Source organism: Sorangium sp. So ce145, from assembly GCF_051525985.1.
In the GTDB taxonomy this organism is placed as follows: Bacteria; Myxococcota_A; Polyangia; order Polyangiales; family Polyangiaceae; genus Sorangium; species Sorangium cellulosum_B.
Window position 1 is genome coordinate 5,430,322 of sequence record NZ_CP150315.1, and the last position, 22,890, is coordinate 5,453,211.

The following is a 22,890-nucleotide window of genomic DNA, read 5'->3' on the forward strand; positions in this document are numbered from 1 at the left end:
GTCAGATCTCCCCGTAGGCCCGCGCGATCACCCGGCGGGCCACGGACTGGATGCCGGTGTGCTCGAAGTAGTTGGTGGTGAGATCGATCGCGGCCGCGAGGCAATCGAGCTTGCTGCCGGCCGCGCCGAGGTGCCCGCTGATCCGATCGAGCGCGCCCTGCCGCTCGATGCCCTTCTTCGCAATGAAGCCGGCGATCGCCGTTCGCGACGCGCCGAGGCTCTCCTTCATGATCTCGCGCTTGGCATCGACGCTCCCGCCTGGCAGGTATCCCAGCAGGCGCGCAAAGCGGCCTTGCTGGCCGAGCTGCTCGTTCGTCACGCTCGATACGGTGTCCAGCACCCGAGCGAGGAAGTCGGGGCCGAGCGGGATCATGCCGTCACACACGATCCAGGCGGCGAGGCGCATCGCGTCGTCCTTCTCGTAGCTGGCGAGCGAGGCGGCGAAGTCGCCGATGCTGTCGCCCGGCAGCCCGTTGATCGAGCAGAACGCCGCGAGCTCGGCGACGAGCTTCACGCCCGCGTCGATGGCCTGGGTGGTGTCGGCCTTGGGCGTGATCTTCGACAGGAAGGAGAGGAAATCCGACGCATCGCCGATCTTGCGCGCGATCGTCGCCACGCCGGCGAGGCCGCCCGTGTCGTCGACGAGCCGGAAGATCCGGACCGCGCGCTGGTACCCATGCTCCGACTCCGCATAGAGGGCGATCGCGCGCTCGCCGACCTGCTGGATGAGGCCCTGATCCTCCTCGCCGGTGACGAGCTTGATCATCTCCTCGAAGCTCGTGACGTTCTTCCACTCGCCAGGCACGATGTAATCGAGCGCCCCCAGCAGCCGCGTGGTCATGCTCGACTTCGGGAGGTCTTCGATGATGGAGTGAATCGATTCGCGCGTCATGGGCCCCTCAGAGGTTCGCGAGACCGCTCAGGTCAAATCGCTTCAGCCATTCTTTGCGCGCCTCGGGGTCCAGGGACTGGGAGGACACCTTCACCTGGAAACGATTCTTGACGAGGAGCGCGGACTGGTTCTTCCCGACGGTCACGACCGGCATGCCGGCGAGGTGATCCGCCGCGTTCGCGAACTTGGCGACGACCTGGGGATCGCCCGCCGTGTCGGAGATGGACAGGGAGGCCACGTCGCCGCCGTCCTTTCGCAGCTTGGCCTCCGCGTAGCCAGGCTTCTCCGCGGTGAAGACGCGGCTCGTCCCCTCGGCTCCCTCCGGGGGGAAGAACCCATTGAACGCGGATCCTGGCTTGATGTCAGCGGCGGCGCTCGCGGCGGGCGTGGGCGCCTTGGCCGCCGCCTCGTCCCAGCGCGAGGGAGGTTCCTTCTGGCAGGCGACCAGCAAGGCCGCGACGGAGAAGAGCAGGGACGGCGTTCTCATGTTCATTGTGTCTCCGGTCCGGTGCCCTCGCTGCGTGCACCCCCGCGACAGGCGCGAGCGTCGGAGCATCGGCCGTGCCACGTCGCGGCGACCGCTGTGGCGAAGAGAGACAGCCTCTCCGAGCAGGATGGCGGCGAGAGGCCGCTCGTTGGATAGGCGTGCAGGAAGTGCTCACGACCCCCTGCCGTGACGGCGCGTGACTGCGATGCCGCCGGTGCCGCCCGCTCGTCTCGCACCCAGCGGGGCGTTCTCCGTCACACGAAGGGCCGGCTCGTGGCTGGTCGGCGCTTACGTGTGCACTCTGGGGAGGACTTGCTCGAGGACGCCGACGGTGCCGTTGTCCTTCTCCACGTGGAAGCGGACCACCAGGTTGTTGTTCCTGTCCCAGTCGTCTGCGCCGTCGCTCGGATCGAGGATCGCGAAGTTGCGATGCGTGACGCAGTACCTGTGATCGGACCCCGAGATCTCCCGGAGGAACCCCTTGATGTCGCCGTTGAACAGGTTCTGACTGCCGCCGTTCGTCAGCAGCGAGAGGATGATGCGGGACATCCCCTTGGGGGCAGGGCGCGCGATGCCGGATGCGGTCACCTGATAGAGGCGCGGTCGCGAGCGCGGCTGCCCGAACCCGAGGACCGTGTCGATGTGCGCCATCGTGCCCACGTGGATGTCACCGCCCATGAGCGTCACCTGGGTGCGAGGGCTGAACCCGGCGAAATTCATGAGAGTCATCAAGAAACGCCTGCATTCGTTCTGGTTGTTGGAGGCAGCCCAGCCGTCCCGGATGTCATCGACGGAGGACATGTTGAACGCGTTCGTCAGCGCCTCCGCGGCCGCGAGCGGCAGGTAGACGACGGGCGTGCCGACCACGACGAAGAGGTGCCTGAGATCGAGCGCCGCGAGCTCGTTGAGCCTGAGCTCGAGGTCGTCGAGCTGTTGCTTGCCGAGGATCGTCCCGTTCTTCCACGAGCGCTGCGACCGCCCATCGACCGCGAGGATGGCGACGTCGCCGTGCTTCGCGATCCAGCCGAACCCCGCGCTGCTCACGCGGTCCCTCGGGCTCAGCGCCATCTGAAACTCCTTGAACGCTTGCTCCGCGGCCCTGTAGCGCTCCACGGCCTGCGGGGAGCCGTCGTTGTTGTTCGACCCCCACCCATCGTAGATCTCGTGGTCGTCCCACATCATGACGTTCGGGCAGCTCCCGAGGACCGCCGCCACGTCAGGGTGCGACCACGTCTGCACGTAGTGCCTGCGGTACGCGGCGGTGCGCCCCTCCGAGGCCGACCAGCCCGTGGGATCGCCGTCGCCGTAGATCTGGTCACCGGCGTGAACCAGGAGGTTCACCTTCCCTTCGTCCACGAGGGCCTTGAGCGCCCGCCACATCGCCCCGCGCCGCTCCTTGGGAAACTCGTGGTTGTCGATGTCGTTGCAGCTCACGAGGCCGATACGGATTGGCCCGTTCGTGACGGTGCGGAAGGCCGAGCCGTTGATGCTCAGGTTGTCCGCGGGTGTGGGGAGCGGATCTCCTGCGTCGTGCTCCACGATGCCATAACGAACCCTCTCGCCGCTCAGCCCGCTCAGCTCGAACGTGGCGAGGCCGAAGGGCGGCGCGCTGTTGATCGGCACGTCGAGCGTGCGAACGCCGTTGTCGTCCGCGAACGCGAGTCTCGCCCTCCCCTTGGGCCTCTCGAAGACGGCCAAGATCCTGCTGGTTGTCTGCGTCGTGTGTCCGATGACTGCGCTTTTGAACGCCATGGTCCGCCTCTCTGGCGAGAGCTCGTCAGGCTGAGGGAAGAGGCGCCGTGGTCCTGGCGGGCACTCTCCCCTATGTTTCGTCGCGGGCGGCCGGACGCAAGTTTTTCGGCTCGCTCGAGGCGCTCTCACGTTTCGCGCTCACCGCGTCGGGGGCGGGAGCGCGGCGTCGGCGGGCGCGACGCCGGCGGCGACCACGGGGTGGCCCTGGCCCTGGCGCGTCCCGGCCGCCTGCGTGACGAGAACCCGGCGGCGGCGAGCGTCGATGGGTCGCCGTCGAGATCGACGACGGACGCGTCGCGCACGAGGCGCTCGTCGTCCTCCATGACGAGCGGGGCCGCCCGCGCGTTGCCGAGCTCTTCCCCCGCGAAAATGACACTACGTGAGTACCGACGTTTACAGATCTGCATGCAAAGTGACACTATGTATGTGGCAATCTTTGCGATCGTGGCTCCGAACGGGGGCTCCGCCTGCTCTGCGCACGGGGAGATCGCCTGCTCGGGTGACCTGGGTCCTCTGCAAACCACCCTTCTGCTCCGCGCGCGGGATGCTCTCCCCGACTGCGGTTCGTCGCATCGCCGCCTCAGAACGCCGCCGTCACCGTCGCCCCAGGTTCAGCATCGTCCCGTCGGCCCGGTAATCCCCCACGAAATCCGCCGGGTTGTCGTTCTCGACCGCCACGTCCGGCAGTACCGAAAGCTGCCCGTGCAGGTCGATCCGGAGCGACCCTGGCAGCTCCTCCAGCGGCCGGTTCAGGACGACGCCCGCCCCCAGTGACGTCGTGTGCCGATCCGCGTCGATGAAATTCCTCCGGCCCTCCTGCGGCACCGGGGACCTCTCGTAGACGCAGCCCGCGCGGAGCGGGATCTCGATCGCGCGGCGCTCGCCCTGCCCGGCCACCTCGCGCAGGTCCTCCGCCGGAAGCCGAGCACGTCCTCCGGCGACGCCTGCGCCGCGCCGCCCTGCGCGAGGGCGAGCCCCGCCGCCAGGACTGGTGCGAACCCGCGCCCCCTCCGGCGGATCCCGCGAAACATGCGCGCGCGGCCGTAGACTGGGCCGCCCTGGCGCGCTAGTCGGTATCCGCCGTGGATCCCAGCCCTCGAAGCAGCCCGGACGAACGCCGCCCCCGCCTCGCGCTCCAGGCCGTGCTGCCGGAGGAGCTCGCCGGCGCGTGCGGCATCGACCTCACCGACGCGCGCCGCATCGTCTCCCTGGCGCACCGCCTCGGCGAGCTGCCCGCCCGCGCGCCCGCGACCGTCCGGCGCGCCGCGCTCGACGCGGCGCGCTCGGCGGGCGAGATCAGGACGCTCGCGCTCGTCGAGCGGCGCGCGAGCGCCGAGGATCCGTTCGTGAAGTACGCCTTCCGCCTCGAGGACGGCGCGACGGTCGAGTCGGTGCGCATCCCGCTCGAGCGGCCGGGCCGGTACTCGGCGTGCGTGAGCTCGCAGGTCGGCTGCGCGCTCGCGTGCGCCTTCTGCGCCACCGGGCGCATGGGCCTCACGCGCAACCTGGAGGCCTGGGAGATCGTCGAGCAGGTGCGGCTCATCCGCCGCGATCTCGACGCCACCGTCGGCGGCGGCGCGCGCGTCCACGGCGTGCTGTTCCAGGGCATGGGCGAGCCGCTCGCCAACGCCGATCGGGTCATCCAGGCCATCCGGGTGCTCTCCGAGCCGAGCGCGCAGGCCATCGACATGCGCAACATCACCGTCTGCACGGCGGGGCTCCCGTCCGGCATCCGGCGGCTCGCGGCCGAGGTCCCCGCGGTCCGGCTCGGCCTGTCGCTCGGCTCGGTGCGCCCCGGCAAGCGGCGCCTGCTCATGCCGATCGACGGCGCGCACCCGCTCGAGGAGGTGCTCGCGGCCGTGGGCGAGCACGCGCGCGCGAGCGGGCACGCGCCGATGTGGGCGTACACGCTCCTCGCGGACCAGAACGACACGGACGAGGACGCCGCGTGCCTGGCCGCGCTCGCCCGCGGCTTCGCGGCGCAGCACGGCATCTCTCCCCGGCTCAGCCTCATCCCCTACAACGCGATCGGCGCGCCCGGCGATCCGCTGCCCTCGCCGGACGGCGGCGATGAACGCGGCGCGTCGGCCGATCCGTTCGTGCGCTCGGCGCGGCTCGACGCCTTCCGCGCGGTCCTCTCCGCCGCCGGCGTCGGCTCGATCGTGCGCTACTCGGGCGGGGGCGACGTCGGCGCGGCGTGCGGGCAGCTCGCGCGGCCTTCGGCGGAGGCGCAGCGGCCGGGCGGCCGCCGGGCGCCGCCCCGCGCCGGGGCGACCGCGGGCGCGGCCGACGTCGGGCCGAGCGCGCCGCCCAGGCCAGCGTGAGCGTCGCTATGGATCCCTGCTCCCACGCGCGCTAGCTTGCGCGCGTGTTCGGCTTCAGCTTCGGCGAAATCATGGTGCTCGCCATCGTGGGCATCATCGTGGTCGGTCCCCGGCGGTTGCCTGCGATGATGCGGTCGGCGGGGAGCTGGATCGCCAAGCTCCGCCGCTTGAGCACGGAGCTCCGGACGCAGAGCGGCATCGACGATCTGATCCGCCAGGAGGGGCTCGAGCGTGAGCTCCGCGAGCTCCGCGCCCTGTCGCGGGTCAACGTGATCGAGACGCTGGTGAACCCCGTCGTCGGCGCCGTGACGGCCGGTACGATCGCCTCGTCCACGCCGCGCGTGAGGCCGCCGGATCCCGAGCCGCCGCCGCCGCCCCTCGTGCAGCCGCCCCGCGAGCGCGAGTACCCCGTCCTCGGCTGCGACGCCTACGGAGTGACGCTGGACGGGGCCCCGGACGGCGCCGCCGGCCTGCCGGTCGCTCCGGAAAGCGCGGCCCCCACGGAGACCGCGAACGCTGCGGACGCCACGGTCGGCGTCGAGCCCGCCGCGGCCACAGCGACCGCGATCGCAGAGACCGCCGCGCCGACAGCGCCCGTGACCGCAGAGACCGCCGCGGCGACAGCGCCCGCGGCCGCAGAGATCACCGCGGCGACAGCGCCCGTCGCCGCAGAGACCACCGCGGCAGCGCCCGCGGCCGCAGAGATCACCGCGGCGACAGCGCCCGCGGCTGCAGAGACCGCCGCGGCGACGCAGGGCGTGGCGACCGGAAACGGAGCGACGTCATGAGCCAGGAGCAGGCGGCGGTGAAGAGCGGCTCCCCGGGGGCGGAGGGCGCGCCGAGCGATGCCGCGGAGGATCCGGGCGAAGACAAGCCGATGTCGTTCTGGGAGCACCTCGACGAGCTGAGAAAGCGGCTCGTCCGGAGCCTCCTTGTCTTCTTCGCGGCCTGCGTCGTGGGGTGGGAGGTGCGCGAGGAGCTCTTGCACTTCCTGACCGTCCCGTTCGTGCAGGCGTGGCGGGAGCAGAGCCTGGCGGGCAACCCCTCGCTCCACTTCGGCGCGCCCGCGGCCGCGTTCGTCGCCTACTTCAAGCTGTCGATGATCGGCGGCGCGGCGATGGCCTCGCCGTTCATCTTCTACCAGCTGTGGGCGTTCGTCGCGCCCGGCCTCTACGCCAAAGAGAAGCGCTACGTCATCCCGTTCGTCCTGTTCTCGACGATCCTGTTCGTCGGCGGCGGCTGGTTCGGCTGGCGAGCGGCCTTCCCGATCTCGTTCGGTTACTTCCTCAGCATGGCCGGCACGGTCGGCGGCGACGGGGTGACGATCACGCCGACCGTGATGATGGGCGACTACCTCGACTTCGTCGCCCAGCTCCTGCTCGGCTTCGGGATCATCTTCGAGATCCCGCTCATCGTGCTCTTTCTCTCCATCGCCGGCATCGTCAACTACATCCAGCTCATCCTGTTCGGCCGCTGGTTCGTGTTCGGCGCCTTCGTCTTGGCCGCCGTCCTGACGCCGCCGGACATCACGAGCCAGCTCGTCATGGCCGTGCCGATGTGCCTGCTCTACGTGCTCTCGATCGGCCTCGCGTACGTCTTCGGCAAGCCGCCGACCGACGCCCAGCGCGCGGCGTACAAGGCGCGCAAGGAGAAGGAAGTCACCAAGGGCTGACGGGCGGCGCAGCGCCGGCCGGGCCGCCTGCGCTGCTCCTGCCGCGGGCCGTCCTCCGCGGCGCGCAGGTCAGGCGGCGGGCGCGGCCGCCGCGGGCGCTGCCTTCCGGCTCCGCGCCACGTGGATCGCGACCGCGGCGCCGGCCATCGCGAGCCCGATGAGCTGCGACGTGGACAGGCCAACGAAGCCCCCGCGGTCGTCGGCCCGCGCGAACTCGAGCACGAAGCGCCCGAGCGCATAGAGGCCGAGGAACGTCGCGAAGACCTGCCCGTCGTACCGCTTCCGCCCGTGCACGTAGAGCAGGCAGATCGCCGCGATGGCGAACGACATCGCCGACTCGTAGATCTGCGTCGGGTGTACCGGGTGCGACGGCAGGCGCGGGCTCGTGAGCTCGAGCAGCTTGAACTGCGCCTCGCTCGCGGGGCTGTTCGGCGGGAACGAGAGCCCGAACGCCCCGTCGGTGCGCAGGCCGAAGCAGCAGCCGGCGAGCAGGCAGCCCATCCGGCCGAACCCGAGGCCCAGCGGGACGGCGAAGCCCGCCATGTCCGCCGCCTTCCAGAACGGGAACCGATCGCGCTTGAGCAGCCAGTACGCCATCGCCGACGCGCCGACGAAGCCGCCGTAGTACGTCAGGCCGCCCGCCCAGAACTTCGCCCACGCCAGGCAATCGCGCTCGACCGGGTGGCAGACCCCCTTCGCCGCGTCCCACACGCCGTGGTACCGCGACGCGCAGAGCGCCTGCTCGACCTTCCAGTCGACGAGCGACGGATCGGTGCACAGGTGCACGTAATCCCAGAAGTATCCGTCGGCGACGACGTGGAGGAGCCTGCCGCCGACGACGCCCGCGAGCAGGCAGGCGAGCCCCAGGTCGACGATCACATCCGGGTTCTCGCCGATCCGCCGCGCCCACAGCGCGCCGATGGCCGTCGCGAAGAGGAAGCCGGTCAGCAGCAGCAGGAAGTAGGCAGGAAACGCGACGTCGAGCAGGCGGAACAGCTCGGGCCGCATGGTCAGCCCGCCGACGCCTTCGCGCCCGACGCCTTCCCTGCGAGCTCGGGGCGGTGGGGGGAGAACATGTCGATCGCCATCAGCCCGACGCCCACGACGATCGCGATGTCGGCCACGTTGAACGTCGGCCACACGAACGTCGAGGTCAGCCGGACCTGGATGAAGTCGATGACGTACCCGTAACGGATGCGGTCGACCAGGTTCCCGAGCGCACCGCCGAGCACGAGCGGCAGCCCCCACCTGAGCGCGGTCTGGGAGGGGTGGAGCTTGCGGTACAGCGAGACGATGAAGACGATCGCCGCGAGCGAGACCACGAGGAAGAACGGGCGGCGGATCGCCTCGCTCTCGTCGCCCAGGATGCCCCACGCCCCGCCGTGGTTCTTCGCGAAGATCATGTTCAGGTGATCCTTGATCACCTCGATCTTCCGGAACGAGAGCGGCCGCGGCGCGGCGGTGAGATCCGTGAGCGCCTGCGGCTCCAGCCGGTCCTTGGCCCACCACTTCGTGCCGAGATCGGCGGCCAGGGTGATGGCCGAGACGACGATCAGGAACACGTACGACGGCCGGTAGGCGGGCTTCGCCGGCGCGACCACGTCGTCGGCGTCCCCCTCCTGCGAGGAGGCGCGCCCCTCGTGGTCGTGTTCGCCGGCGGAGGCCGGCGGCTCGCCGGCCGGCGCGTTCACGGGCGCGGAGCGATGCGACTCCGCGTGGGCACCTTCGGTCTCAACGGGAGCGTCTCGCGGCGTCGCGTCTTCAGTCATGCGGAGCGCGTTCCTCTACGACAAACCGAGCGCTCCGGCAAAGGCTTCCCTCCGCAGGCGCCGCCGCGCGCGTCTTTCACGCCTCGCGCGTGTCACGTGACGAGCGTGACTTGCGCGCGCCGCGCCCCGGCGCCGCGCCGCGCCCCGGCGCCGCGCCGCGCGCCGTCTGCTCCGGCCAAGCCGCCCGCTCGCGTCCTTCAGCTGGCCGGCGGCACAGGCGGAGGCGCTTCCGTCGACAGCGGAGGGGTGGGGTCGCCGCCCGCCGGGCCCCCCGAGGCGCCGCGCGCGTCTGGAGACGGCGCGCTCGCGCTGCGGGTCGCGACGATCATGTCCTTGGACATCAGGATGACCCCCGCGACGATCGCGATGTCCGCCACGTTGAACGTCGGCCAGTGAAACTCCCGACCGCCGCGGATGACGTACACGTCGATGAAGTCGATGACCCAGCCGTAGCGGATCCGGTCGACGAGGTTGCCCATCGCGCCGCCGAGCGCCAGCGCGAGCCCCCACTTCATCCCCGTCTGGTCCCTGTGGACGCGCCGGTAGATCGAGAAGATGAAGACCATCGCCGCGGCGGAGACGAACAGGAAGAACGGCCGCCGCAGGCCGTCCGGGAGGCTGCGCAGGAAGCTCCAGGCGCCGCCGGGGTTCTGCGCGAAGATGAAATCGAGGTGGTCCGGGATGATCGTGAGGACCTTCGCGCCCGACCGCTTCGGGTCGAACCCGGCGAGGCGCGCGTGCGCCCACCCCTTCGTCACCAGGTCGGCGGCGCACGAGACGAGCGCCACGACGGCCAAGAAGCGGAGCGAGGCGCGCTCCTCGCCGGGGAGGTCGTCGGGAAGGTGCGCGACGGGCGACGCTTGCGGTGCGTCCGAGGACATCATCCTCGCTTCTACGCGATGGCGTGGCACGGAGCAAACAGCCTCGAGCAGAGCGACGCCCGGCGGCGGTCGCCTTCCATGCTTCTGCTCTTCCGTTCGTCCGTTCGTCCGTTCGTCCGCTTTCCCCCTCGCGCCTTCCGGTTCCGTCTTCCGCTCTCGCCCGCGCCTCCTCCGCCGACCGCCGCGCCGGTTCACCGCTGGTTCAGGATCACCATCGGACGCTCCGGGGCGCGCGATCGCGCCGGCGCCTTTTCCCGTCCGGGAGGATCGGTCGGACCGGCCGGGTCGACCGCCGGCGCCCTCCTCCTTCGCAGCGCGAGGTGCACCTCGCCGTACGCCTGGAGGGCCGCGCGGCGCTGCCGCTCCGTGGCCGCCGCGCGCCCCAGCGACTCGGCCAGCTGCGCCCGGCGCCCCGCGAGGTACGCGAGATCCCTCGCCTCGGCGAGCTCGCTCCCCCCGGCGAACGCCTGCTCCGCGCGCTCCATCGCCTCGGTGGCGCCGCGCAGGTCCGCGGGCGCGAGCTCTGCCGCCGCGCTCGCCCGGGCGCGCTCGTAGCTCTTCCTCGCCTCGATGAGCTCCTTCGGCGGGAGCGGGGCGCTCGCGCACCCCAGGAGACCGCCGACGAGAAGAATGGCCACCGTCCCGTGATTGGTTCGCATGATTCCGCGCCTCCTGTCCGCGAGCCCTAGCGGAGCTGCCGCTGGATGGATCCGACCCCCTCGAGCGCCTCGCGCGTGCGAGCCTGGGCCTGCGCCTCGCGCGTGAGGGCGAGCGCGAGCTCCGCGTCCGCCTGCGCGCGCAGGAGCATGCGCTGCGCCCGATCGGGCACGCCGTCGGCCGACAGCCTCGTCGCCCGCTGCACCTGCTCCCGGGCGAGGCGGAGGTGGGCTTCCGCCCGCGGGTCCTCGTCGGCTCCGACCTCCTCGGCGGCTCGGATCATCGCCTCCGACGCGCCGAGCCGCTCGCCGAAGCTTGGAGCGTACGCGGCGCACCCCGCCACCGACGCGCCGAAGAGCGTCAAGAACACTGCGTTTTTCATGTGCGACACCTCGTTGCCAGCCCCGGACGAGAGGTCGCCCGGAGAAGGCGGGTGAAAGAGCGGATGGGATCATCGACACCGGATCTCCGTCGTCGATCGGCTCGTCCTCAGGCAACCAGCACACCAGGGCCGACGGCCTCGGGGCGGCGCCTGAACGCGCACGCGAGAAGCGCCGCCCTGCGTCCGTCGGTGCAGAAGGAATCACGACGACGCTGAGACATCGCCTCACGCGCCGTATCCGCGCTTCCCATCCGTTGCGCGCAAACGAGCCATTCGCCGGAGCTCCCGTGTGCGTCGCTTGCGGCGACTGGACCCCAGGAGAGCCCCAGACACCGGATCTCGCTCCAGGACGGGAGAGGCCCCCTCTCCGCTGTACGCCCGCCTGCCGCGGCAGCCCGCCGCGACGGCGTTCCGCGCCGGCCCGCCGCGCCCGCCTGCCGCGCCGATCCGCCGCGCCTGCCGCGCCGGCCCTTCACCCGCGCGCCGCCCTCCGAGATCCCGGCCGCGCAGGCCAGCGCAGCGGCGGCCGACGTGTGCGTCACGCCCGATCCGGTTGAGTGACACGGCGCATCTGTTTAGTATACCTGCGTCATGCCGTCGCCCCCCTGGAAGATCGAGACCGGCGTCGAGACCGTCATCTCGTCGTGGCTTGCCTCCGGCTACGTCCGCCCTTGTTTCACCGCGGATCGCGAGCTTCCGCCGGCCGACGCGCGCACCGCGCCGATGCCCGACGCGCTCTCGCCGGCGCTCCGCGGCGCCCTGGAGCGGCGCGGCATCGATCGGCTCTACGACCACCAGGCGCGGGCCTTCGCGGCCGCCCGCGCGAAGCCCACGGGCCCGAGCGCCGCGGCGGAGCCGGCGCGGGCGGGGCGGCACGTGGTCGTCGCGACGCCCACCGCCAGCGGCAAGAGCCTCTGCTTCCATCTCCCGGTGCTCGACGCGCTCGCCGAGGGCGCCGCGTCGGGCCAGGGCGGCAGCGCGATCTACCTGTACCCCACCAAGGCGCTCGCCCGGGACCAGGAGGCCGGCCTGCACGCGCTCATCCGCGAGGCGGGGCTCACGATCCCGGCGATCGTGTACGACGGGGACACGCCGGGCGACGCCCGGCGGGCGGCGCGCGAGCGCAGCCCCATCGTGATGACCAACCCCGACATGCTCCACGCGGGGATCCTGCCGCACCACGCGCACTGGGCGCGGACGTTCCAGCGCCTGCGCTACGTCGTGCTGGACGAGCTCCACACCTACCGCGGCGTGTTCGGGTCGCACGTCGCCCACGTCCTCGCCCGGCTGCGCCGGGTCGCCGCGTTCCACGGATCGAGCCCGACCTTCCTCTGCGCGACGGCGACGATCGGCAACCCGCGGGCGCACGCCGCGCGCCTCTTGGGCATCGCCGAGGACGAGCTCGAGCTCATCGACGAGTCAGGCGCCCCGCGGGGGCCGAGGCGCTTCTTCCTGTACAACCCGCCGGTGGTGAACGCGGAGCTCGGGGTGCGCGCCAGCACCCTGAAGAGCGCGGTGCGCCTCGCCGGGGATCTCGCCCGCGCCCGCGTGCCGACGCTCGTGTTCGGCCAGTCGCGCAACTCGGTCGAGATCATGCTGAAGTACCTGCGCGAGGGCGTCGGCAAGGAGATCGGGGCGGAGGACGCGATCATGGCGTACCGCGGCGGCTACCTCCCGGAGACGCGCCGGCGGGTCGAGCGGGGGCTGCGCGAGGGCGAGATCCTGTGCGTCGTGGCCACGAACGCCCTCGAGCTCGGCATCGACATCGGCGAGCTCGACGCGGTGATCTGCGCCGGCTACCCCGGGTCGGTCGCCGAGACGTGGCAGCGCTTCGGCCGGGCGGGCCGGCGCGGCAAGACGAGCATCGCGGTCCTGTGCGCCACCAGCGCGGCGCTCGACCAGTACCTCGCGAGGAACCCGGGTTACCTGCTGGAGCGCGGGGCCGAGTCGGCCCGGATCGATCCGCAGAACACCGAGATCCTCGTGCAGCACCTCAAGTGCGCGGCGTTCGAGCTGCCGTTCCTCAAGGGGGAGCCCTACGCGGCGATGGCGCCGGACGACACCGTGGCGGCGCTCCGCTTCCTGCAGGACAACGGGGTCGTGCACGAGTCGAACGATCGCTTCCACTGGGCGACCGACGCGTATCCGGCGAACCACGTGAGCCTGCGCTCGGTGGGCTGGGACAACTTCGTCATCATCGACAAGGCCCTTGGCAAGACGCTCGCGGAGCTCGACTGGCGCGCGGCGCCGACGATGCTCCACGAACAGGCCATCTACCAGCACGACGGCGAGCAGTACCAGGTCGAGCGGCTCGATTACGAGAACCACAAGGCCTTCGTGACGAAGGTCGTCCCCGACTATTTCACGACCGCGCTCACCCACCGGAAGGTGAGCATCCTCGACGAGAGCGCGGCCGCCCCGCTCGGCCGGGCCACCGCCGCCTTCGGCGAGGTGAGCATCGTGGAGAAGGTGGTCGGGTACAAGAAGATCAAGTTCTACACGCACGAGAACACGGGATACGGCGACGTGCGGTTGCCCGACATCCAGATGCACACGACCTCGTTCTGGCTCACCGTGCCCGAGCCGCTCTGCGAGGAGCTCGGCCTCGGCCGCGCGACCGCCATCGACGGCCTGCGCGGGATCGCGCGGGCGCTGGAGACGGTCGCGACGCTCTCGCTCATGTGCGATCCGCGCGACATCGGCCAGACGCTCGAGGACGGGAGCGAGGCGCGCGAGGTCCCGGCCGGCGGAGAGGCGGCCGGGGTCTTCGATCCCACGCTGTTCCTGTTCGACAACGTGCCAGGCGGCGTCGGGCTCTCCGAGCGCATCTACGAGCAGCGCGACGAGCTCCTCGCGCGCACGCGGCAGCTCATCGCCGGCTGCGGCTGCGACGAGGCCGGCTGTCCGCTCTGCGTCGGCGCCACGGAGACCATCGACGCGAAGCGCAAGCGCGCGTCGCTCGGGCTCCTCGCGATCTTGCTCCACCAGGCGTGAGCCCGGCGGCGAGCGCCTCCGGGCGCTCGCGGCGGCGTGCCCGCAAGGAATGTCCTGAGCGGACGGATACCAGACCCACGCAGATCCAGCGACATCCACCTCGCTCTGCGCCCCTGAGCCCCCTACCACGCTCGCGACGGGCGCTCGTCGTGGACGTGTCGCCGCCGCCCCTGCTGGCGATGTGACAGCCATGTTTCGGCGCAGAGGGGAACACCACGAGTCGATTTGTGCAATCGACCGCAGCATCTCTGGAGATCGAGCGCTGTCGCCCCTTTACCCCGCCCCTCGGTGCAATCTAGAGTCGGGGTACCGTGGAGAGCGCGCCATCGAGGGGGGTTGTTCTGGGGCGTTACGCCATTGGACCGCGGATGGCGCGCGGCGGGATGGGCGAGGTGTTTCGCGCGGTCGCGCTCGGGCCGGACGGCGAGGAGGTCCCGGTCGCCATCAAGCGAATCGTCCCGATGCACGCCGGCAGCGACGATCTCAGGCAGCTCTTCATCGCCGAGGCGAGCATGATGACCCGCCTCAAGCACCCCAACATCGATGAGGTGCTCGACTTCGGCGTCGACGAAGCGGGCGACTTCTACCTCGTGCTCGAGCTGGTGTCCGGGACGGATCTCGGGCGACTCTGCAAGGGGCTCTGGGCGCGCGGGGAGTCCGTCCCGGTGCCGATCGCGCTCTTCGTCGCCGCCCAGGTGCTCGAGGGGCTGGGCTACGCGCACGAGCGCTCGGCCGCCGAGGGGCGGCTGATGGTGCACCGCGACGTGAGCCCTGGAAACGTGCTCATCTCGCTGAGCGGCGTCGTGAAGATCGCGGACTTCGGCGTGGCGATCGCCACGCGGGGCGACGTGGGGGACGCCGCCAGGCGCGACCTGGTCGGCAAGCCGAGCTACATGCCGCCCGAGCAGTTCGACGGCGAGCGCGTCGACGCGCGCGCCGACGTGTTCGCCCTCGGGGTGGTCCTGTTCCAGATGCTCACCGGGACGCGGCCCTTCCCCGGGAGCAGCGCCGCCTCGCGGATGGCGGCGGCGCGCGAGGGGCAGATGTTGCGGGCGAGCGAGCTGCGCCCCGAGGTGAGCCCCGCGCTGGAGGCGATCCTCTCGCGCGCGCTCGCGCCGCGCCGGGACGACCGCTTCCCCGACGCGCGCGCGATGCTGGAGGCGATCGAGGCGCTGCGCGAGGCAGGCCACGAGATCGGCACGCCGGAGGACCTCGGGGCCCTCGTGAGCGCGGCGCTGAAGGAGTCGCCGGAGTCGCGTCCGCCGGGCCCCCACACGCCCGAGCTCCCCGAGGACGAAGACGACCTGGAGGGGGGCGAGCTGACGCGCGCCGACGCGGACAGCCCCTTCACCCTGCGCGCGACGCGACGCCCCGGCCCATCGTCGCAGGTGCTCGGCGGCGAGGCCGAGGCGCTCGGTGCGCTCGACGCGCTCGATGGCATCGACGCGGCGCTCCCGGCGCCGTCGAGCGCCCCGGTGAGCGGCGGGTTCCACGCCGTGGCGCCGGCGTCCGGCGAGGAAAGCTCGATCGAGCCGCTCCAGGCGTCGAGCCTGAGGGGGGCGGTCTCCTTGACGCCGAGGCCGCGCGACGAGGCGCGGCCGCCGTCCTCGGCGCCGGGCGCGGTCCTCCCGCCGGCCGGGGCGACGCGGCAGCGCCTGCTCGCGGCGGCGATCGCCTGCGCCGCGCTGGCGGGGATCGCGGTCGCCAGCGTGCGCGTCGGCCGCGGCGGACCGAGCGCGGCCTCCCCGGCGGCCGTGCAGCGCGCCGTTCGGGCCGTGCAGCCGCAGATCACCGCCGCCGTGCAGGCCGCGCTGTTGCCCCTGCGAAGAGCTCCTTCCCCTGCGAGCCCCGCCGGGGGCACCGCGCCGGCCGCGGGCTCTACCGCAGGTGCCGCACCGGCCGCGGGCTCTACCGCAGGTGCCGCGCCGGCCGCGGGCGCCACGGCGGGCGCCGCGCCGGCCGCGGTCACCGCCCCCGCCGCGGACCCCCCGTGAGCCGCATCGCTTGCCGCACTCGGTCCGCTCGGTTAGCAGCGCGGCATGCGACGCCCTCACGTCCTCCTCGCCCTCGCCCTGACCGCGCTCGCCGGCTGTAGCGCCTCGCCGCCCGCAGCTCCGCCGCCTCCGACGGCTGCGCCCCCGGCTCAGCCCGACGCGCCGCCCGCTGCGGCGGCCTCCGCCCCACCGGGCGACGCTGTCGCCCCGGCGCCCTTGTCGGTCGCCTCGGTCGAGGTGCCTGCTGCCCTGCGCGCCGTCGTCGACGCCGCCGATCGCGCGGACGCCGACCGGGCGCTCGACGCCGGCCGTAAGCCTGCGGAGACGCTCGCATTTTTCGGCATTCAGCCGGGGATGAAGGTCGCGGAGCTCGCGGCGGGGGGCGGCTACTCGGCCGAGCTCCTGGCGCGGGCGGTCGGGCCGGGAGGGGTCGTCTATGCGCAGAACAACCGCTTCGTCCTCGAGCGCTTCGCCGAGAAGCCGTGGAGCGAGCGGCTCAAGAAGCCCGTGATGAAGCCGGTGGTCCGGGTCGATCGCGAGCTCGACGACCCGCTGCCGCCCGAGGCGCGGGATCTCGACGCCGTGCTCCTCGTGCTCTTCTACCACGACACGGTGTGGATGGAGGCGGACCGGGCCGCGATGAACCGCGCGGTCTTCCGCGCGCTCAAGCCCGGCGGCGTGTTCGCGATCGTCGATCACGCCGGGCGCGCCGGGACGGGCGTCACCGAGGTGAAGACGCTCCACCGCATCGAGGAGAAGATCGTGCGCGAGGAGATCGAGCGGGCCGGCTTCCGGCTCGCGGCCGAGGCGACCTTCCTCCGGAGCCCCGCGGACACGCGCGACTGGAACGCCTCGCCGATGGTGGCGGGCGACAAGCGGGGCACGAGCGACCGCTTCGTCCTGAAGTTCGTCAAGCCCGGGGGCTGAGCCGCCGCGGCGGCCTGGGCTCATCGCGGGCAGCGGGTGGGCGGCGGCGGATGCCATCCGCCATCGGAGCCGCCCCTCGGCGCATGGCGGCGCTCACCCGTCGGAGCGAACGCAGCGCACGAGCCGCCGATCGCGGACCGTGTGGCCCTGCGATGCGCCGTTCGTGAAGTTGACGAGGACGGCCTTCTCCGCGCTGCCGATGGCGGGCGTCGACGACCAGAAGACGTCGGACGGCGTCCCCGGGAAGGCCTCCAGGTCGATCGCCGGCCCGGATCGCCGATCATCGACGATCGAGAGCAGCTCCTTCGCGCTCGGCAGCCGCCAGTCGCTCTTCGCGGCGAGGTCGAGGTCCTCGCAGTGCGCGAGCGCGTCGCTCCAGATGAACCGGGTCTGGGAGGCGTGGCGCTGCCAGACGAGCCCCGTCGAGCGATCGAGCACCCAGTCCTCGCCGGGCGAGAGATCGGCCGGCGCGATCCCCTTCACACCTCCGACGCACAGCGCCCGCGCGCCGGCCGTGTCGTCCTTCGAGAAGAAGCCGAGGGACGCATCGCTGGCCAGCACCCCCCAGGCGAACGAGCTGTCCGCGGCGACGTCGGTCGCGGACCAGTAGAAGCTGTCCTGGGTGGACGTGAAGAAGATATCGGGAAACGCCGTGGCATGGCCGAAATCCAGGATGGAGACGAGCTCGATCCGCGTCGGCAGGCGCCAGTCCGACAGGCCGCCTATGCCCTGCGCGCTGAGCGCCGCGCAGTGCTCCTGCGCGCCGACCAGCGTGAACGCCCCGTTCTCCACCACCTTTTCCCAGGTGAGCCCGGTCACCGAGTCTTCCACCGCGCCGTCGGCTTCTGTGTAGGAGGGGACGGCGATCTGGTAGTTCCCGTCCTGTCCGAAGAAGGGCGCCGAGGGCCCTGGGCACGCCTCCAGCACGGTGGTCCCGTTCGAGCAGCGCGTGGTCGGCGAGTCCGGCCATGTCACCGGCACGGGCGGCGCCCCTCCGCCGCCGGTCCCTCCCTCGCCGCCCCCGCCGCCGATCGGCTCGCTGCCGCCGCCGCCGATCGGCTCGCTGCCGCCGCCGCCGATCGGTTCGCCGCCGCCGCCGCTGCTGCCGAGCTGAAAGGGCTCTCCGATGCATCCGGCGAGCGTGACGGACTCCACGAGCAGCGCGGCCAACAGCCAGGTGAAGCGAAGGGCGTGAGGGGTCTCGTTCGGCATGGGCAAGCGGCGGCGCCAGGAGAGGATCCGGGCCAGCAGCCTATCATCCACCGGGGCGCGGGGGTCGACTTCCTCGCAGCGCCTCGCGCCGCAGGCTCGCATCATCATCGCCGCCCGCCCGCCGCCCGCCCGCCGCTTCGCTCCCCCCTTGCCCGCGGCGTTCGCGCCGCCCGCGCGGGCCGGTCGGCCCAGGAGAGGCGAAGCGAGCATGATGGAAGAACGACGCGCGGCGGAGAGTGGGGTTGAGCCCGTGCACCTCGGTGCCTCTCCGCCGCGTCGACCTCTTCTACGCAGGTTGCGTCTACGCAGGTTGCGTCTGGCGCCCTCTCCGCCTGTGCGGGCCGAGGATCCGCCGCGTCACGGCGTCGTGTAGTCGACCTTCACCGTGTACGTGCTCTCCGCGTACCCCTGCACGAGGAGGAAGGCCTCCGACTGCCCTTCCGGGACCGTCAGCTCGCACGTCTCGTCCGCGCCGTCGAGGTAAGGCCGGCAGTCGAAGGTGCTCAGGGTGGGCTGCTCGCCGAACCGCACGTAGAGATCGGGGTCCCCGGTGCCGCTCATCACGGCCCGGAAGGTCGTGCCAGCGACCACCGAGATGGGCCCGTGGGACGCCGTCTCGCGCCGCGAGACGCTGCCGTCGAAGCTCGTCGACGTCTCCGTGCCGCCGCCTCCGGGCTCGCCTCCGGGCGCCTTCGGCGCGGAGTAGCGCACCTCGATGTCGTAGGTCGAGGCCGTGAAGCCGTGCACCTTGACGAAGGCCCTCGTCTGGCCCGCGGGCACATCGAGCGTGCAGGTCTCGTTGGCGTCGCTGAGGTAGGGCCGGCAATCGAACGATCTCGCCGTCGGCGCATCACCGAACTTCACGAAGAGATCGGGGTCTCCGGTCCCGGTCATGACGACGGTGAGGGTCGTCCCGGCCACGACCTCGAACCCCTCGGCGGGCCCGACCGCTTCGAAGGCTCCGCGGGCGAGGCGGCCGCTGAAGTTCTCGGTGGTCGGCTCCCCGGCCGGCGGCTCCCCGGTCGGCGGCTCCCCGCCGCCTCCGCCGCCTCCATCACCTCCGCCGTCTCCGCTCGGCGTGCCATAGAGCGCCTGGACGCCCGCGATGTCCTTCTGCGTGAGGACGAGCGTGCTGTCGCCCGTGCCGTTGCACTGGGGATAGTGCATGACGGACGCGCCGTCGTACTCGGTGAGGGCACGCCAGTTGTCGTCCTCGAAGCAGGTGCCCGACTCAGGACGGGTGTGCTCGTGACGGAAGCCAAGGGTGTGGCCCAGCTCGTGGCGGAGAATGCCCGTCATCGTGGGCCGCGTGCTGCCGAAAGCGGTCCTGTCGATCAGCACGTTCCGCGAGTACCTCGACTGGCCGGGGAAGAAGGCGCGCGCCAGGTACTGGCCGCCGGCGTTGACGGGGTTCACGTCGAACAGGACGTCGCTGGTGCTCGATGTGCAGCGCGAGTCGGCAGACTCCACATGGATGAAGTCGACGTCCGCGACGTCCTCCCATGCCTTGACGGCATCCGCCATCGCCGTCACGACCTGCTCGTACTTGTCCCCGAATCTCGTGCTCACGCAGTACGAGAGGTTGTGCCGCTGCTCCGCCGTCCAGATGACGTCTTGCCCGCCTTCCTGGTTGACGATCAGCGCACCATCGCGCACATGCGCCTCCCAGAACTCGCGCAGATGCTTGAGATCTACGACCGGCGTGTCCCCGTTAACAATGTAGATGCCGGTGTCAGGCTCCCGGAACACCGTCCGCTCGAATCGCTCAAATCCCAGCTGATTCGCGCCGACTTCCTCGGTGTCGGCGCCGCCGACGTCTGCCGAGCAACCGGCCGCGGCGGCGGTCAAACCAGCGATCACCAGAACGAGCTTACGGGCGATCACATTGCTCTCTTGCGGCTTTGCAGGATGCATTTGGAGCTCCTTTCGGGGGAGGCGAATCACGCTGTCCACGCGAACTCGATGAGACCCAAATGCCTTAACCCGATTTGACCCTCAGTCGGATAGCCAAATCTGACCGCCGTTCATAAAAAGGGTTCAGGATTGTAAAAAATTTCGAAGAGAGCGGACATGGTTCTCTTGTCACAGGAAAATTCCCGTAACACGCGAAGCGAACAGATCGGGTCGGACAGACACACTGGAAAACAACACATCTTGAGATCGGGCGACGCGTACTTGCACCGGGACAGGCATCGGGATCCTCCTGCCTCCGTTGCGCCGATGAAAGGCGCGGAACGCACGCATGCAACGCGACGGCTGCAACGCGGCGCGCGCGGGCGCAGCGGCGCGCGCCGCGGCAGCCGACGGCGCGCGGGCACCTCCGCGGGCGCCGAGCGCGGCGCGATGCTTCAGGGCAGCGTCGGGGCGGCGCGCAGCGCTCGTCGCGCGGGACGACGGCGGGCGCTCACCCGCGCGCCGACAGGATCCGGCTGAAGGCCTCGCCGACGGCGCGCGCGAGCTCGACCATCCGGCGCGAGCCGCTCGAGGTGTCGAGGATCCGATCGGCGACCAGGATCATCGCGGGCCGGCCGACGACCTGCACGGCGACGGCGGCGACGTCGAGGCTCGGGTTGACCATGACGTCGAGCAGCGGCGCGTGGGTGGGGGTGCCGGGGATCGGGCCGACGTAGAGGTGGGTCGCCACGGCCGTGGCAAGCACGCTCGGCTGATCCATCGGGAGGGAGAGCTTGCGCAGCGCCTCCTGGTCGCCGAACTCCGCGTTGCACGCGAACCCACGGAAGACCCCGCGGTGCGCGGCGAAGATGGCGACACGCCCGGCGAACAGCCGCATCCCCCGGAGCGCGAGCCGGACGACGTCGTCGCGCGTGCGCGCGAGGTACAGCGCGTCGATGACGTCGCTCAGATCGACGAAGGGCTGCGGCGGCGGATCGTCGTCGAGGGGATCGCCGAGCTCCGGCTCGGGCGCGGGGGGCAGCGCCGGGAGCCGCCCGGCGCGCCTGCTCGACGGCGGCGCGGCGCTCTCCGGGCGAGCCCTGCCGCTTCCAGGCGGCGGGGCCTCCGCATCGGCGGAGCGGCGGCGCGAGCGCGGCGCGAGGCCGGGGGGCGCGTCGAGCGGCAGCCGGCCGAGGCGCCGCGTCGAGGGGGCCGGCTCCCGCCCGGCGCTGTCCGGCGCGCGGTCGGGGCCAGGCGAGGCCTGGGGCAGGATCGAGGCGAGCAGCTTGAAGGGCGGCGAGATCTCCACGGGCGGAGGCGGCGGAAACGAGACGGCCGGCGGCTCGACCGCCGGCGCGCGAAGGGCCGCCTGACGCCCGGTCGCCCTCCCGCCGGCGCCGCGCTCGGCGTCCGCTGAGCGGCGAGCGCTCGCGGGAGAGCCGCGCGCGCCGGGGGCCGCCTTGGCGTGGCGGAGCGGCAGGATCGCGTCCTCGTGCGCCGCCGGCGTGTCCCCGCGCTGAGCGTGACCGTTGTGCGCCGCTCCGCGGTGGCCCTGCTTGCCGCTCGGCGCCTCGACCAGGCTCACCTCGTCGAACGAGGGTACCGAGGCGCGGCGGATCAGCGGGATGGGCACCTCGGACGACGGCGGCGGCGGGATGGTCGACTGGGGCGCGCCGTGCGGAAACGCCGGGGTCGCGCGCCGCGCGCGGGAGGGGACCTGCTCCCGCTCGTCGAGATCGAGGGCGCGGATGGCCTCCTCGATCGCCGTGATCGGCGCGCGGAAGATGCGCACCGGCGCGCCGAGGTGGAAGCTGAACTCGTCGGCGATGTGGCGATCGAGCGGATCGGCCGCCGCGACGTCGATGGTGCCGACGCCGGGATCGATGCGGATCGGGACGGCGCCGAGGCGGCGGCACATCGCGCGCGGCAAGCGCGCGACGAGATCGCGGGCGCCGACGACCTGCCGGAGCGCGAGGCCGCCGTGGCGATCGAGCTCCTCCTCCAGGGCGCGCTCGCTGAGGGCCGCGCGGTCGATGAGGGCGCGAGGGAACGGGATGCCCCGCAGGACCGCCACGAAGAGGGCGGCTTCGACCTCAGCCTTGGAGACGGCGCCGGCGGCGATGAGGAGGCGGCCCAGGTCTAGCGACACTCGCTGCACAATACCAGAAAGGACGCTGCCAGCGTGCAGCGCCCCGCATCCGATCACGACGGACGCTGCTCCTTCTGGACGGGCGGCGAGCGGGCAGCGGGCCCGCTCCCTCGCCACCCCAGGCGGGGGGTGGCGCGCGCTGGGCGAGGGAGAGAGCCAGGCGAGCTCATGCGCTCGCCGAGCGCTGGCTCACGTCCTGGCGCCGAGCGCGGCCCACGCCCTCACGTCGAGCGCGGCCCACGCCCTCACGTCGAGCGCTTCCGCGGCGGAGCCGTGGGGCCGACAGGTCAACAGGCCTGGGGAGGGCCGAGAGACCCGGAGTCCTCAGCGGGAGAACTGAAAGACCACCTCGCTCTGCCGCACGAGACCCAGGTTGTCGCGCGCGATCCTCTCCACGGCGGTCGGGTCGTCGCGCAGGCGCGCCACCTTGCCGCGGAGCGCCTCGATTTGCCGCCCGAGCTCGGCATTCTCCTCCTCGACGTCGGCGAGCTCCCTCTCGAGCTCCCGCAGGCGGGGCAGCCCCTGCGGCGAGAAGATCATGATCGGTGCGCCCACGACGGCGACGATGAGCACCGCGATGGGGAGGGTCCGCTCCAGGAACTGCGCTATTCGACGCACAGACATCCGCTCGCACGTCCTCCGCGCTCCTGTCAACTTTCCTCCAGGGTTCCTGCAACTCCGCGTTGTCTTTTGCCGGGTTACCGGGTTACCGGGCTACCACGCTACCCGGCCTCTCGGCGGCGCAGGCGCGGTGAGCACGACCCCGCGCGCCACGTCGAGCGACGTCGATTGCGCCCACGTCGAGCGCCGCCGTCGCGCCGTGCGCCGCCGAATCGCCCTGCAAAACACGCGCTCGTCGGATGTCGCATGGAGCCCCAAGCTTCGCTAGCATGACCCACGTCCCC

General features: G+C 71.9%; 19 protein-coding genes. 6 read left to right on the top strand and 13 right to left on the bottom strand.

Translation table 11 applies throughout. From position 1 onward, the window contains the following. Window position 1 precedes the first annotated feature (1 nt). From WMF34_RS20150 to WMF34_RS20165, 4 genes are all read right to left on the bottom strand, one after another. Complete coding sequence (locus WMF34_RS20150; RefSeq protein WP_437994236.1) at window positions 2–892, bottom strand: hypothetical protein; 891 nt, start codon at window positions 890–892, stop codon at window positions 2–4. A gap of 7 nt (window positions 893–899) precedes the next feature. After that, window positions 900–1,379, bottom strand: coding sequence for a hypothetical protein (locus WMF34_RS20155; RefSeq protein WP_157906784.1), 480 nt, complete (start codon window positions 1,377–1,379; stop codon window positions 900–902). A 288-nt stretch (window positions 1,380–1,667) separates the two neighbouring features. After that, window positions 1,668–3,131 (bottom strand): alkaline phosphatase D family protein, encoded by a 1,464-nt coding sequence (locus WMF34_RS20160; RefSeq protein ID WP_437994237.1) that lies wholly within the window; start codon window positions 3,129–3,131, stop codon window positions 1,668–1,670. 594 nt (window positions 3,132–3,725) lie between these two features. Beyond that, window positions 3,726–4,028, bottom strand: coding sequence for a hypothetical protein (locus WMF34_RS20165; RefSeq protein ID WP_437994238.1), 303 nt, complete (start codon window positions 4,026–4,028; stop codon window positions 3,726–3,728). A 185-nt stretch (window positions 4,029–4,213) separates the two neighbouring features. Between WMF34_RS20165 and rlmN the strand changes: the two genes are divergently transcribed. The 3 genes from rlmN to tatC are packed head-to-tail and all read left to right on the top strand — an operon-like array spanning window position 4,214 to window position 7,127. Next, window positions 4,214–5,455 carry a 23S rRNA (adenine(2503)-C(2))-methyltransferase RlmN gene (gene rlmN, locus WMF34_RS20170; RefSeq protein WP_437994239.1) on the top strand — a complete coding sequence of 414 codons (1,242 nt, stop codon included), beginning with the start codon at window positions 4,214–4,216 and terminating at the stop codon, window positions 5,453–5,455. A gap of 44 nt (window positions 5,456–5,499) precedes the next feature. Beyond that, entirely contained in the window at window positions 5,500–6,243 is a 744-nt protein-coding gene (locus tag WMF34_RS20175) for a Sec-independent protein translocase subunit TatA/TatB (protein WP_437994240.1), read from the top strand. After that, window positions 6,240–7,127: a twin-arginine translocase subunit TatC gene (gene tatC, locus WMF34_RS20180; RefSeq protein WP_012236530.1), complete on the top strand. Its 888-nt coding sequence runs from the start codon at window positions 6,240–6,242 to the stop codon at window positions 7,125–7,127. The genes WMF34_RS20175 and tatC overlap by 4 nt, the downstream gene beginning before the upstream one ends. A 69-nt stretch (window positions 7,128–7,196) precedes the next feature. Here the strand turns inward: tatC and WMF34_RS20185 are convergent, their stop codons facing one another. The 5 genes from WMF34_RS20185 to WMF34_RS20205 form a co-directional block, all read right to left on the bottom strand. Continuing rightward, window positions 7,197–8,135, bottom strand: a complete 939-nt coding sequence (locus tag WMF34_RS20185) for a prolipoprotein diacylglyceryl transferase (protein ID WP_437994241.1) — start codon at window positions 8,133–8,135, stop codon at window positions 7,197–7,199. Between the two features lie 2 nt (window positions 8,136–8,137). After that, the gene (lspA, locus tag WMF34_RS20190; RefSeq protein ID WP_437994242.1) at window positions 8,138–8,818 is read right to left on the bottom strand and encodes a signal peptidase II; all 681 of its coding nucleotides are present in this window, start codon (window positions 8,816–8,818) and stop codon (window positions 8,138–8,140) included. Between the two features lie 275 nt (window positions 8,819–9,093). Continuing rightward, window positions 9,094–9,780 carry a signal peptidase II gene (gene lspA, locus WMF34_RS20195; protein WP_437994243.1) on the bottom strand — a complete coding sequence of 229 codons (687 nt, stop codon included), beginning with the start codon at window positions 9,778–9,780 and terminating at the stop codon, window positions 9,094–9,096. A 188-nt stretch (window positions 9,781–9,968) separates the two neighbouring features. Further along, window positions 9,969–10,436 (bottom strand): DUF4398 domain-containing protein, encoded by a 468-nt coding sequence (locus WMF34_RS20200; protein WP_437994244.1) that lies wholly within the window; start codon window positions 10,434–10,436, stop codon window positions 9,969–9,971. A gap of 26 nt (window positions 10,437–10,462) precedes the next feature. Then, a complete protein-coding gene (locus WMF34_RS20205) occupies window positions 10,463–10,816 on the bottom strand; it encodes a DUF4398 domain-containing protein (protein WP_437994245.1) in 354 nt (117 codons plus the stop codon). A 591-nt stretch (window positions 10,817–11,407) separates the two neighbouring features. Here WMF34_RS20205 and WMF34_RS20210 point away from each other — a divergent pair. The 3 genes from WMF34_RS20210 (at window position 11,408) to WMF34_RS20220 (ending at window position 16,731) form a co-directional block, all read left to right on the top strand. Beyond that, the gene (locus tag WMF34_RS20210; RefSeq protein WP_012236536.1) at window positions 11,408–13,810 is read left to right on the top strand and encodes a DEAD/DEAH box helicase; all 2,403 of its coding nucleotides are present in this window, start codon (window positions 11,408–11,410) and stop codon (window positions 13,808–13,810) included. Window positions 13,811–14,178: 368 nt separating this feature from the next. Continuing rightward, window positions 14,179–15,804, top strand: coding sequence for a serine/threonine-protein kinase (locus WMF34_RS20215; protein WP_437994246.1), 1,626 nt, complete (start codon window positions 14,179–14,181; stop codon window positions 15,802–15,804). A 45-nt stretch (window positions 15,805–15,849) separates the two neighbouring features. Continuing rightward, window positions 15,850–16,731: a class I SAM-dependent methyltransferase gene (locus tag WMF34_RS20220; RefSeq protein WP_012236538.1), complete on the top strand. Its 882-nt coding sequence runs from the start codon at window positions 15,850–15,852 to the stop codon at window positions 16,729–16,731. 93 nt (window positions 16,732–16,824) lie between these two features. On the opposite strand, the gene WMF34_RS20225 is transcribed toward WMF34_RS20220, so the two are convergent. The 4 genes from WMF34_RS20225 to WMF34_RS20240 all read right to left on the bottom strand — a co-directional run bounded on the left by WMF34_RS20225 (window position 16,825) and on the right by WMF34_RS20240 (window position 22,609). Beyond that, entirely contained in the window at window positions 16,825–18,153 is a 1,329-nt protein-coding gene (locus WMF34_RS20225; protein ID WP_437994247.1) for a DUF1566 domain-containing protein, read from the bottom strand. 147 nt (window positions 18,154–18,300) lie between these two features. After that, window positions 18,301–19,857 (bottom strand): pre-peptidase C-terminal domain-containing protein, encoded by a 1,557-nt coding sequence (locus WMF34_RS20230; protein WP_012236540.1) that lies wholly within the window; start codon window positions 19,855–19,857, stop codon window positions 18,301–18,303. A gap of 490 nt (window positions 19,858–20,347) precedes the next feature. Next, window positions 20,348–21,985, bottom strand: a complete 1,638-nt coding sequence (locus WMF34_RS20235; protein ID WP_437994248.1) for a hypothetical protein — start codon at window positions 21,983–21,985, stop codon at window positions 20,348–20,350. A gap of 324 nt (window positions 21,986–22,309) precedes the next feature. Continuing rightward, complete coding sequence (locus WMF34_RS20240) at window positions 22,310–22,609, bottom strand: FtsB family cell division protein (RefSeq protein ID WP_437300928.1); 300 nt, start codon at window positions 22,607–22,609, stop codon at window positions 22,310–22,312. Between the last annotated feature and the right edge of the window lie 281 nt (window positions 22,610–22,890).